14 protein-coding genes are annotated in these 13,211 nt (G+C 31.5%); all 14 read right to left on the bottom strand.

The features are described from left to right. Nucleotides 1-261: 261 nt before the first annotated feature. Nucleotides 262-1,644: a S41 family peptidase gene (locus tag Q1A01_RS17775; protein WP_299683643.1), complete on the bottom strand. Its 1,383-nt coding sequence runs from the start codon at nucleotides 1,642-1,644 to the stop codon at nucleotides 262-264. Nucleotides 1,645-1,696: 52 nt separating this feature from the next. Beyond that, nucleotides 1,697-2,239 (bottom strand): porin family protein, encoded by a 543-nt coding sequence (locus tag Q1A01_RS17770; protein ID WP_299683642.1) that lies wholly within the window; start codon nucleotides 2,237-2,239, stop codon nucleotides 1,697-1,699. A 102-nt stretch (nucleotides 2,240-2,341) separates the two neighbouring features. Beyond that, nucleotides 2,342-3,433: a helix-turn-helix domain-containing protein gene (locus Q1A01_RS17765; RefSeq protein ID WP_299683641.1), complete on the bottom strand. Its 1,092-nt coding sequence runs from the start codon at nucleotides 3,431-3,433 to the stop codon at nucleotides 2,342-2,344. Between the two features lie 308 nt (nucleotides 3,434-3,741). After that, a complete protein-coding gene (locus tag Q1A01_RS17760) occupies nucleotides 3,742-4,611 on the bottom strand; it encodes a hypothetical protein (RefSeq protein WP_299683640.1) in 870 nt (289 codons plus the stop codon). Between the two features lie 127 nt (nucleotides 4,612-4,738). Then, nucleotides 4,739-5,785, bottom strand: coding sequence for a M14 family metallopeptidase (locus Q1A01_RS17755; protein WP_299683639.1), 1,047 nt, complete (start codon nucleotides 5,783-5,785; stop codon nucleotides 4,739-4,741). Between the two features lie 277 nt (nucleotides 5,786-6,062). Beyond that, nucleotides 6,063-6,356 carry a hypothetical protein gene (locus Q1A01_RS17750; RefSeq protein WP_299683638.1) on the bottom strand — a complete coding sequence of 98 codons (294 nt, stop codon included), beginning with the start codon at nucleotides 6,354-6,356 and terminating at the stop codon, nucleotides 6,063-6,065. A gap of 175 nt (nucleotides 6,357-6,531) precedes the next feature. Further along, entirely contained in the window at nucleotides 6,532-8,055 is a 1,524-nt protein-coding gene (locus Q1A01_RS17745; protein WP_299683637.1) for a hypothetical protein, read from the bottom strand. A 6-nt stretch (nucleotides 8,056-8,061) separates the two neighbouring features. Beyond that, entirely contained in the window at nucleotides 8,062-8,634 is a 573-nt protein-coding gene (locus Q1A01_RS17740) for a hypothetical protein (protein WP_299683636.1), read from the bottom strand. A gap of 657 nt (nucleotides 8,635-9,291) precedes the next feature. Beyond that, complete coding sequence (locus Q1A01_RS17735; protein WP_299683635.1) at nucleotides 9,292-9,603, bottom strand: hypothetical protein; 312 nt, start codon at nucleotides 9,601-9,603, stop codon at nucleotides 9,292-9,294. A gap of 91 nt (nucleotides 9,604-9,694) precedes the next feature. After that, complete coding sequence (locus tag Q1A01_RS17730; protein WP_299683634.1) at nucleotides 9,695-10,222, bottom strand: hypothetical protein; 528 nt, start codon at nucleotides 10,220-10,222, stop codon at nucleotides 9,695-9,697. A gap of 221 nt (nucleotides 10,223-10,443) precedes the next feature. Continuing rightward, nucleotides 10,444-11,052, bottom strand: a complete 609-nt coding sequence (locus Q1A01_RS17725; RefSeq protein WP_299683633.1) for a hypothetical protein — start codon at nucleotides 11,050-11,052, stop codon at nucleotides 10,444-10,446. A 575-nt stretch (nucleotides 11,053-11,627) separates the two neighbouring features. After that, a complete protein-coding gene (locus Q1A01_RS17720; protein WP_299683632.1) occupies nucleotides 11,628-12,068 on the bottom strand; it encodes a hypothetical protein in 441 nt (146 codons plus the stop codon). Nucleotides 12,069-12,079: 11 nt separating this feature from the next. Continuing rightward, complete coding sequence (locus tag Q1A01_RS17715; RefSeq protein WP_299683631.1) at nucleotides 12,080-12,376, bottom strand: hypothetical protein; 297 nt, start codon at nucleotides 12,374-12,376, stop codon at nucleotides 12,080-12,082. A gap of 492 nt (nucleotides 12,377-12,868) precedes the next feature. Further along, a complete protein-coding gene (locus Q1A01_RS17710) occupies nucleotides 12,869-13,108 on the bottom strand; it encodes a hypothetical protein (RefSeq protein WP_299683630.1) in 240 nt (79 codons plus the stop codon). Nucleotides 13,109-13,211: the final 103 nt, after the last annotated feature.

The following is a 13,211-nucleotide window of genomic DNA, read 5'->3' as shown; positions in this document are numbered from 1 at the left end:
TAGCATATGTACTCATATATGAAGTGTACATATGTCATACGTTTATAAGCACAGAGATCACTATTCTATTTGTAGTCATTGGAGCATATAAGTTACAGATTGTATAGTTAAATGAACTTCTTTTTTCTATAACTATTTTAAAAAAATCTTAAAAATACAAAAGCTATAGATAATAGATCTATAGCTTTTGTAAACCTGTATAAATAGCTAAATCATCGATGTGTCATGATCCTGTCTATACATATAGTAAACATATTTGATTTAGTTCTCTAATACTTCCAATGCACGATCTATCCCGCTGTCAATACCTTGGTTAAAATCTGAAGTAGCAAAGAATGGAATTTGATTTTCTGTATCATTAGGGCCAATGCCTACGATTTCAAAAACAACCCCTTGTGTATCGCTATAGATTTCATTAGATAGTCCTACTTCAGCACCATTTGGTAGCGTATGATTCAGAATCGTAGAAAAAGCACCTGCTGTGTTTTCTCCTACAATCGTCACGTACGGTTGATCTTTTAAGCATAATGTAAAGAGTTCTCCAGCACTTACAGTGATAGGGCTCGTAAGTAATACAATGTTTTCTGTAAATTGAAAATTGCCCTTCGGACCTATAGAGAAGGCAGTAGTTTCTGTGAAACTATCTCCGAGTCTTGCTTTTTTGAAATAGGAGAGTCGTTCTTGATCCATAAAACGTGATGCTATATCTAAAGCTACGGTATCAATACCTCCTTCATTAAAACGGAGGTCAAGCACTAGCTTTGAAACTCCTGCAGCAGCAAGATCCTCCATGATGGTATCTAAAATGTCATTTAAAGAGGATAGCTCATTATTAAAATCAGTGCCATAGCCTTGCATGGTTAGCACATTGATGTATCCTGTTTCATCATCAATTAATCCCCAGAAAATATTATCTCTGTCGTCTACCTCAAATTCACCTCCCAGATATTCTATGATGATGGCCATAAGCTTTTCATTACCAAGATTGTAATAATCTTGGATATCTTCTATAAGTAAATCTCCACTTAAGTTGGCGTTTAATCGTTCTAATAATCTAACATCTCCAGATTCAATTTCAATACCTAATGCATCATCATAAATACTTACATGATCGTCTTCTAACACTAACGCTAGCTCTTCTATAATGTCATATAGATTTTCAGTAGTTACTTGATCTCTTAAACTTTCATATTGTGCCCAGTCTATATTCCGAGCTTCAAAAAAAGCATAATAATCATTAAAAATATTCCAGAAGTGATCAAAATTTACCTGAGGATCATCTGTCATAGCTATCTGTTCAGATAGACAAAATGGATTTTGTTCTGAGAGTCGGTTAAATACGACATCTATGTCTGAAAGATCTGAGGATGCAACAAGTTCATTTTCGCTTATTTGGTTTAACGTAAACCCAAAGAAATCTTCGATTACAAAATCATCATCTTGTATGGCACATCCTGCTGTATTTACATTGTAAAATATATCGTTACTCTCTGTAAATTCGAAAATATACCCCTTTTCTTCAGAGAACCATATATCACTGACTGAATCCCCTGTTGGAGACGTAGGAGGCGTGATATCGTCATCATTATTACAAGAGAAGAGAAAGAATAAAAGGAAACATAAGAGTCCTTTTTTTATAATCATAAGTAGAAGTTGTTTGTTTATTGTTTGAAACATCATAGTTTTTGATTTTTAATTAGAAAAAGAAATAACCAATAGATAATTGAACGAAGCGATTCTCAGTGGTAACCCCTTCTACATTGCTTATGTTAGCAATACCTAGATTGTATCTAGCATTGAAGAAAAGTCCGTTGTTAAGCGTATATCCTACTCCCAAGCCAAGACCAAAATCTACGTTTGTAAATGCATCTTTTATATTGGCATCTGTATCAGTATTTTTTGCAGAAAGTAAAAAACCTATTTGCGGACCCGCTTCCAGACTTAATCCTTTTACCACATAATATTTCCCTATTAAAGGAACATTAAAATAGGTAAGAATAGCAGTAGAAGATCCTTGCCCTGAATACATCAATTCAGGTTGAAAAGAAAATTTTTCTGAAATCGGTATTTCTGCAAGCAATCCAAAAGCAACATCTGAGGTAATGTCAAGTTCATCTTCAGCATCATTAGTAATTGTTGCAAAGTTCAACCCTGCTTTAGCACCAAATTGTATTTCTTGGGCATTCATCCTTGTTAAGCCAATAACTGCAATGACAATTAGTAATACTAGGTTTTTCATTAATTATGTTTTTTGATTTATACTCGTAAAAGTATATCTATCAAAAAAAGAAAGCAGTAAGTTTAGGTCTGGAGATGTACTAAAACAGTAGGATCATACGAATTAGGACGTTTTTTGAAGCTTTCTATACGCCCCTGGAGACATTCCTGAATTTGTTTTGAAAGCACTATAGAAGGCACTCTTTGATTTAAAGCCCGCTTCCATACCTATGGCCTCTACAGAGTATTTATGAAATACAGGATCGTGCAATAATTTTTTGGCAGCTTCAATGCGGTATTCATTTACAAATTGAATCACACTTTTGTTGAGTTCTTGATTGATAACTTGAGAGACATTACCCTCACTAGTTCCTAAGCGAGTAGCCAAATCTAATCTGCTTAAAAGGGGATCTTTATATACTTCTTCCTCTTCCATTAAGGCATACAGTTGGGGAATAATTGCAGAAGTTATTGTTGGTTTGATTTTCTTTTTGGGTGCTATAGTATCTGTTTTTTTTGAAACCAAATAGTCATGGATTTCATCCCTTTGTACTACAATTTGTAGTTTAAATACTCCATAATATAATACCCACCAGGATAAAAAAGAAACGAGTATCCATAGATAATCAACTGTGTATTCAGAATCGAATGCATAAAATTCTATACTTGAGAGAAACCAACATATCATAATGATGATCATAAAGAGGTTGAAGCGTAGTAACCATCGCCTTTTATCTTTTGAAATTGTGTTAGATTTTTTGATTAAATACCGACTCCAAAAGATTAAAAACACATTCAAAAATAAAGCACTAATATCTTTTGCATAAAATACAAAAGCTGCAAAATTTGACTCATATAAATGAAAAATGTTATCCAAGTGAAGAATGGTTTCCACAATCACCGAACATATAAAAGGAAGGTATAACATTTTATACCAAGGTCTTGTAAGATATACATGCTGAATTTGAATGAGGAAATACGTATATATGGTTACTGCAATTAGTAACTCTATCATGATAAAATATAGAAAGCTTAAGAATCCACTTTCAGGATTGATGATATCTAATAATGCCAAACTACTGATCAAGAATAGCGTTAGGGCAAGGTAATTGTTGGCACGACTCTTATAAAATGTAGTAGTCACTAGGGCAATACTAATAAAGTATCCGATGATGATACTCGCAATGATGGCGATGTCTCCTAGTATTGTAATCAATGGTTGTAGGAATTAATTAGTATGCATTTAGATGTTTAGCGATGGGCATAAAGATGGTTCATAAATACCTACTAATATACATGGTATCTTAACTGAAAAATCCAAATTATAGTATAAGGATTCGTTAATTAAATGATAATATGGATGTGTATGTATAGGCTTTCTGGGAATGTAATGACTCAGAAGTTTATGCTGAGTTTTTTCGAAGTACCAAAACGTATATAACAAAAAATAATAACAAGCGATAGAATGTATATAATTAATAAGTTGTCAGCTGTATGTATACAATAGCCAAGATCTAGTTATAATTATATATATACATTATTGGCACGCGTTTGTATTTTTTTACCTTTCATCTTCCAAGCAGATTGTTCTTCTTTACTTTCCAATATTCTATAAATCCTAATTGGTAAAGTATCTCCTTTATTAGGTTTAAATTTTTCTGGTAAATACGTATCAACTCCTGAATTTTTGATAGGTATTGTTGTTTTTAGATATTTTGTAATTGTTGAATCAGGAATAGTTTTATCGGCAAAAACTCTTAAATGAAATCTCCGTTCTAAATACGATTTATGTGTCTTTATTTGATATTCTTCATAAGGTTTGATACTATCTTTAAATTTCTTAATATCAGCTTCTAAATTCGTCAGATTTTTTGATAATGTTGTTCTACCAATAATTTTATTCTTCTTCGATCTTCCCAAAAATACTTTTAGGCCATAAATATTATCAGTATCTATAAGTTCAGCCGAATTATCTTGCGGTATAGAAAAATCGATTCCATATTTTTTGTTTAAATAATCTGTATAGTTGTCTGCTTTTAGTAACGCAAATGAAAACGTTCCATATATATTCTGTAAGGTACCATACATACTGTCCTTTTTCTTAGAAAGTTGATACTTAATAAGAATAGGATCTATAGTATCTTTTAATCTTCCTAGAGAGTCCTCATAAAATATAGGGGCTTTAATACGAATGTTTGATTTTGTGGCTTTCCACTTAACTCTTTCTTTTACATCTCCTTTTACTATAAGGCTATCTGGGAAAAAATTCCAAGTGTAATATTCATTTTCAACTTCATACCAAGTACCGTTTAATTCTTTTTCATATGAATTTTGCCCACAGGAAAGTAATAATAACAATATCAAAAAGCGTAATAGATATATTGTTTTCTTCAAAGAATTAATCTTTAGTGTCTCTAAGCAAGATAGTTATTTAAATGATAATATAGGTATACAACACTCATTGCAGTAAAATGATAATGCAATTATACGCATCAAAGAATAGAAATAACAACCGCTTATTTTAGTTTTCTATATACGAACTGATACACATAACCGTATCATCGATATTGATAGGAGGCGTTGCAAGCATATACAGTACGACCCCATCTGTAGATGCTGTGTATTCTTCTAATGTATTTCCAAACTCATCTGTGGTATACCCAACCATAGCTCCTTTGCTTACGGTATCTCCCGCTTTATGATCACTATAAAAAATTCCTTTGACATTGGAACTAATATATACCTGCGAATTGCGATAAATGATATTTTTATGCGCTCCCGTACCATTTGTATACATATTTAGGGTTTGTAGCATATTATACACCCCTTTTTGTATTAGTTGTACATTTTCTTCTTGGACGTTTCCTAGCTTTCCACACTCAATGCTTAAGGCAGTTTTTCCATCTTGAACAGCTTGTTTAAATGTATATTTTGCAGGATCTTTTGCGGTAATCGTATACGGATAGGAAACCACATACTCAAACCCACTCTGTTCAGAAAGTTTTTTGGCTAGTGCTGTTTGTTCAGGTTTCTTTTGATTGTCGTAATAACAAACAAACGGAATCAAATCCTCACAAGCATCGCCGCCATGTATATCCAAGACAACATCACTTACTGGAATAATATTTTTAGTGATAAAATAAGCAATTTGCTCGGTGATACTTCCATCTTTTTTGCCAGGAAATGCATTGTTTAAATTTTTGTTGTCTTGAGGATTTATAAAAGGCGTACGCGTGTAAAAAGATCCTTTATTGGCAATAGGAATGACAATAAGGGTTCCTGTAAGTTTGTTAGGGTCTATTTCCTTGAGAAGTGCTTGCGTTGCCACAATAGGAGGATATTCGTAACCATGCACTCCTGCAATCATGGTAAACACAGGACCTTCTTCTTGCCCTTTGATAATGGAAATAGGAAGTGCTACCGTATTTCCAGTCGCATCCGAAAGGGGAATACGAATATTTTCTTTGGTGGCTCTTGCGGCGGTACTAAATGCTTTTTGAAAATTATTTTGTGCTAGACTGATTTGAACTATAAAAAAGGTCAATAGAAGTAACAATGTGCTTTTCATGGATGAACAATTTTGCTAGAACAATATACAATATAGATGTCCTAAAACAGATAGCGTTTTTCATAAATTTCAGTTGATTTTTAAGACTTTAGAGATGCTAGCTATCTAGTAATCTTATATTAATTGAAATAGGTGTGGGGCCGCTTTAACGCTACATTCTACCTTTGGTCGTGAACTTGCCTGACGGTAGGCAGGTCTCACAAATTCGCTTTCGCGAAAGCAAAATTAGCAGCCATCATAGTTTTAAATAGTGTATTTATGTTAGTATGGGATACTCTTACTCATTCTTAATCTCCCAATTGAAATTTAAAGATTTGCATTTTGGGCATTCAACATATTCTCCATTTAAGTAATCAGCATTACAGCGATTACACTTCCCGTATATGGTATTGATGTGCATTACTGAGAACTTAGCATCAATGAGTTCTACACTATACAATGTTCTTATTTTATCAATAGCCTCCAGAAATTTATGATCAATTTTTAATGCAGTTAGGAGTTTCTTTTCCTCAATAGTAAATTCAGGAATTTGATAGGCTCTTTTTACACAACGCTTACAAGACTTTATCATAGGTATTAGAAATTCTCAGGGTTGAGTTTGTTTATGAGTGGTGTTTTAAGATAGCTTCTAAAAATACGAAAAGCTATGAATTAAGTTCATAGCTTCTGGTATCATTATTTTTTTGTTTTGATCACTCATAACACCATTATGCTAGAAGTGTAGTCTATATGTTTATATGTTTATATTATAATTTCATATAACCATATTTATATTCAACACCGCTTCTTGCTCTGATCACATATGTATCTTCTTTTACTTGAAGTTGCATATTAGTATTAAGTTCAAAAGGTTCGTCTTTTTTAACGCCAATTCCTGCCGCCAAAATTGCTTCTGCCGAAAGCTGTTCACCATCAGTAGAAAACACACTTTTTATCGGAAACCTTCTTAAAAAAACAACATGTATAATCCCTTTATTTATGTCTCTGGTTTCGTTATATAGTAATGTCAAATTGTTATCCTTAAAAAAGTATAAGTACGAAAGGTAATCGCCATTGTCATTACGAGTATCACGTTCGTTAGTATTAATTTGTTTGCTCCAATTGATAGCGCCATTTTGAACATTGATAGTTCCAATCATAAAACCATTACTTTGAAATGTATAGTCATATGTTGGAGATCCTGTTGAGCCAATCGTTGAGTTATCTGATTTTTTAATCACATGCATTCTATCTAACAACATCCATAAAGTATCATTATTGAATACAAAATCTTTGATACTAAGGTTGGGAATAACGTTAGGGAAATCATTTCTATTTTGATACACTACAGCTCCAGTATTATCAAGCTTCATACTGTAGAGTCCATTTGAGTGAATTCCGCTATGACGGCCAGTGATATCTACTTTCATTCCAAAAAAATTAGACCCTTCATGAGTAAAAAGACTATTGAAATATAGATTGTCATCTGTATCAAAGGTCACATCATATTGATATATTTGATGATTGTCTTCAAGTTTTAATGAAATTTCTTGTACCGCTTCAGCATCTTTTTTCCAAACGTAAAAGTTTTTGAATGGTTTTTGCTTTTTAAGCTTAATATTTTTAATGAAAGAAATAGTTCCATTATTTGAAATAAAAACGTCATGCTCTTTATTTCTTTTATCTAATTGCGCAAACGTATGTGTAATTTCTTTAATTACATTTTTGTCTTTGTCTAAAAGCACCATTGCAATTTTTTCATTTTCTTTTTTGAAAAATGGAAGCTCTTTAAAAGCAACAAAATAAGCTTTGTTTTGCGATTGTTTAATTTTCCAGTTTCCTGAGTTTGAAATGCTTTTACCTTGCATCTTAGTCACAAACTTTTTATCGCTGCGCTCGCCTGTTGTAATATTTACGTTTTGAGCGTATAAATTATTTTCTTTTGTTTTTCTATCTATTTCATAAGAAAAAAATGTAAAATCACCATCTTCATTTTGAAAATGATCAACGTGTGTAAGTGCACTTGCCCCCAAGACAGGTTGTTTGATGGATATATCTTGAGTAGTTGTTTGCTCTAACTCATTTAAGGAAAATTGATCTGTTTGTACTTTATAATTAAAGATACTTAAATCATATTTTGAATATAGACGATGTAACTTGTCATTTACTATATAATGTTCAAGTTTAGCATCAGTTTCATCCGTAATTTGAAATGGAAATCCCCATTGAAAGCTTTGAGCAAAAGTTGTAGAAGAAAATGCTACAAGTAGTAAGGTTATTAGTGTTCTCATAGTAGATTATTTTGATGTACAGGCTTCATTATATTCAGCAATAATGGCTTCTAAACTTAATAATCTGTAGCCTTTCTCTTTATTTTTAACCTTTGCGGCTAACTCCTTATTATCTTTAATAAATGCACTTAATTTTTTAGCAAATCCAAGAGCAAAAGTTTGTGTGCTAATGGCATCGCCATCTAAAGACAATATCATTTCATTTTGCCACTCACCGTCAATAATATCCCTTCTTTTGTAAGTATTGATACACCCTTCTTTTTCTAATAATAAAAAATAGGACTGTTTAAATACTACATCTTTGTATTGTATAGCATGGTACGTTTCTCCTGCAACTTTGTATCCTTTTATATCTTTGACGCTAAAACGCTGTTTTTTCCCTTTTCTTTCTTTTTTAAAAACTACTTTTTTATAGCGTACTGTCTCGTCTTGGTATAAAATATATCCTTTTTCTTTATTACCATCTTTAGTAATGATATACCCTTCATAGAAATTAGATACTCTATATTTTTGTTGTTGAGCAGTGATACTTAGGGTTACAAATACTATAAGTACTAAAGTGAGTAATGATTTTTTCATAATAATGTGTCAAAGATTGGTTGCTAAGGTATTTATAAATTTTAATAATTAAGACCTTACAGACTATAAAAAATGTATCAGGCTCTTATTCATTGCTTTCTTAACTTTGTAGTTTCTTTTATTTATACACGATTCATTATAAATGCATTGTACAAAAACACTAACAAAATAGGCAGCATCTAGATGATAGTGTTTATAATTTTTGTTTTAGTTATAATCACTTATAACATCACTACGTTTGAAGTGTAGCTAGAGTGAGGAGAGTTTATCCACTTTAACGTTACATTCTACATTTGGTCGTGAACTTACCTGACGGTAGGAAGATTTCAAAAGTTCGCTTTCGCGAAAGCAAAATTAGCAGTCATTGTAGTTTTAAATAGTGTGTTTTATGTTAATGAAGCACTCGTCACAGACGAGTCCTGGCAGGAGTTAGGTTAAAATCATTTTAATTTCGTTGAATTTTCTAGCAAGCTGATTATTATTTGTTTGCTTCAATTAAAGAAATTAGGTATTTAGCTGGTAGATTTTCAAAACCTGTTCGTTCAGGCACATTAATCTTTTCGTTGCATATTTTTGCTATTTCAATTAAAAATGAGAGACAATCATTTTTTAGAAGTTCATAATCTTTTGTTCTCCATTCAGATATTTTTGATAAGGCTAAAGTATATTCAGTTTTTGATACTGTGATATGACAAAAGTATAATCCTTTTTAGTTAAGAAGTCATCTCTTATTCCTCCGGGAACTTCTCCAATGATAATACTTTTACCTCCTTCTGTACTATTTGTAGGGTACATTCCCCAAGTTCCATCATGAACTGTCATTTGTTTTTCAGGGTCTTCTTTTCCAAGTGAAACAAATGCATGTCCTACACCTTCATCTTTTGCACAGAAAGCGATATACTTTTTGTCTTGAGAAAAGAGATTAGATGTAAGCATCAATAGGATGAATAGTAAAATTGTTTTTTTCATGATTCTTTGTTTTAAATTATAGCATATCACTTAATACGGAACTCATTATAGATGCGTATTGATAAATGTAATATGTTGTATATGAATATATTTATATTCTATCCGCAAATTCTCTTATAATGTCTTTATTGTAATTAATAGGATATTCTATATCAAGCTTTGAATACTTTTTTGAAATTAATTCTGGAAAATGTAAGTTTCTTTTTCCATATCCAAAGTACCATTCATTCGTTTTGTAAAAGTCATATGTATCGGTATGATAGTTTTTATGTAACTCATCATAGGTGTCTTCTATATTATACCAAGATAATGTCACTTGATCAAAAACGCCAGAAGCATGAAATTGCGCGCTTTTAAAACCAATACTTCGTAACAAATGCTCCATTTTTAAAATAAATATTTTCCATTCTGATTTTTCATAACCAAAATTTTTATAAGTAGCGCCAAAGGTTAAAATGATGTCGTCATAATAATATGGAATTTCAGTTTCACCGAAATTAAACATGTTTGTATTTATAAAAGGATATTTTTTGTCTTTCTTAAGTGACTCTATAATCTCAAATGATTTATTAAAATCTTTGATTAAAATAGCTCCATAAATATAATTCCATTCCCACATATATACCTGATTATAAATAAAGATGAAATATAAGATATCTATTTCACTTCTTTCTACTAGCACCAGTTGCAAAGTGGAGCCAACAGGTATATCGATTTTGAATCATAACTTCTTACTGCATACGGCACTCGTCACAGACGAGCGCTAGCGGGGAGTGTTAGTGTAGCGAGTAAGTTCTCATTACTGCAAAAACTAACAATATACGCTATACACATTGTTAATTACAGACTTCTTTTTTTAAATTCATTCATAAGGTTGAGGAGTTCTTTATTTGCTACAATCTCATCTTGTTTTTTATTTTCAATCATTGCGATTTCGCTATTCAATTTGGAAATAATTTCTAACTCTTTATTTGTCCATATCTCTTGAAACCATTTTTCTTCTAAGGCAACAATTCCTATCCATTTATTTATCCACTTTTCACCAAATCTATTTATTTTGCCTCTTTGGTTTTTAAAAGTCACAATTTCAATCTGCTCTATTTTTGATTGAATTTTTGTTTTGATGATTTTTTGAAATTTCTTTTTCGATTTTCCTTGAAAATATTTTGAAAGAATTTTTAATCCAATTTTCTTAAAAGCTGTTTCCCAATTCAAATTATTCTTTTTTCCGAATTCTATTATTTGTCCATTCCAACCCAGTGCACGTTTTTTTAATTTGAATTCATTTTCAAGTATTTCACTTATTTGATTTGAGAAATCGCATTTCCCATTTCTACCTATTTCGTATCCATGAATAAATGCGATAATGTTTTGCGTTTCATCTCTCATCGTATACATTTCTGTTTTTGTTATAAAATGGAGCAGTATTTCAATATCCCGATTTGTCATTTTTTTCGTTTTGCTTGTGCCTAGCGATCTCGACTATGGTTAGTACGGAATTAAAAGTAGGGAACCTTCGATTGAGCACTTAGTCAAAACTTCTCATCTTTTTTTACCTTAAAAGCCAGATCAAAAGATTTGATCTATATAGTAAACTAAAATAGTCTAAATGAGTTTAACTGCTTCGTAAATAGTGATTTTTTCAAATGAAGACGCTTGTGCTTCATTAGCTGTAATAAGAGCCGTGTATACTCGATTATAGTTTCGTTTACTTTTGTCCTTCTTAAAGTGTACTACTAGAGTAGATATTAACTAGGACCATGTGAGGCACCAGTTACAAACTGTCGCCAGCTGGGGATTATCTACTTTAATGAAATCATCAAATTCTACTGATAGATAAGTGGTTTTTCGATTGAAAGCAACTCTAGGAAGAACGTGCTCAAAAGATAAATCAGTTTCTTTTCCACATAATCGGCAAGTGCCAAATTCCATTTTGTGTCTTCCCATTCTGCTTTTCCAACTTGTAGCTAACGTTTAATATATGTGTCGTAGAAGTGTAAAATGTTACCCAACGTTTTTTATATTTAATTTAATTCCCAATTAACGTCAAATTTTTCTTTTTTACCATTATACCCAGGTGGAATTCCAATTTTACAATGCAACATCGGTTCATTGTTCTTTACAGTTTCATAAAACTCAGATTCAAGTGATGATTTAGGATAGTATTGAATTTCAATTATTGTATTGTTTTTTTCGCTTTTATAGATATACAAGTTTATATCGTACAGATTTTCGTAAATATCTTTTAATTCAGATGATATTTGTTCAAGCGATTTCGATATTTTTTTGTTATTTTCTCTTTTTCTTTCTTTTCTTTTATCAAGGGCATTCAACTCGTCATTTTTGATTTCAGAAATTAGGTAACGTGTATTGTCAGAGATTTTATTCCAGCAAGAATTTTTTGCCATTTCTAATAGAGAAGAAGTGGCTTCTTTTAAATTCTGTTCGAGGTTTTCTCTTTTCATGATTTTAAATCTTAAGCATCAAATTCTACATAGTGAATTAATCTTTCACATTTTTTTTCTACAGTTGGGTATTCCTTATTAGTTATATCCTCCATGAATTCTTTGATAAGAAAGACTTCCATAAAATATACAAATCCGGGGCATTTTTTTTCAGTCACTTCAAAAGTTTTCCACTCCAATTCTTCTTCTGTCAAATGGAGTATTGTAACTTCTGATTCTCTAGAAAATTGATCATCAATCCTTTTTACATAAAGAACTGATTCTTCGTCAATTTTTTCAATATTTTTTAAGAATTCGATTAGTTTCATCTAATATGTGGTAACGGTCTTATGTATGAAACGTAGCGTACAAAAGACACTAACTTTTGGAATTAACACAGAGCCAAATTTACATATTTTGCTTTTACTTTCTCTAAATGCTAAATTGAAAATTTGGCGACATCATAAAGAAACACAAGCTTTTAAATTAAGCCTAAATCGCCCTATGTTTGTTACACGTTGTTGTGTACAGTATTATTTTTTTCAAGTTCAGCATCTTTTTTCCAGATAAATACCAAGCTTGATATGAAATTAAATATAATTAGTAGCCAAGTCCATTCTGTTTTTACTTTTTTCTCAACGTTTTTATAATTCCATAGTCTATATATCAAATATCCGATTTGCATTAAAATCAGTCCGTTCACAATTAGTGCTTGATATTCAAATCCAATTACGTTATTTGTTATCAATTTCAAGAAATCAGTACTTATAAAAGTCAGCATATAAACAATTCCAAGCAATGAAGGAGTCGTCAAAATTATTTTAGTCAGTTTCGTCATTTTTAATAAAGTCTCGAGGAATTTCCTTTTTAAATGTCTGAATATATTCCTCCATTAATTCTAGTGAAATATTTTCTTTAAAAATCGGTATTGTTCTTGTATTGTCTGTGTCGTCCCTGAAAATTTCTGCAACCAATTCATCATTTCGATAGATGCCAACTCCAATTCCGTCACGTTCATTTACGCCACTTGCGATTATAACTCTATCTTTATTTTCTTTCATTTATGTCCAGTTTGGATATTGTATACAACGGTCTCGTATAACCGTCAGTTACGGGTTAATATACACAGACTTTTCGGTTTAGCATAGGCGTTAGCAATTCCGA

It is taken from the genome of uncultured Dokdonia sp. (assembly GCF_947492815.1).
GTDB lineage: Bacteria > Bacteroidota > Bacteroidia > Flavobacteriales > Flavobacteriaceae > Dokdonia.
This window is presented reverse-complemented; position numbering and strand designations above follow the sequence as displayed.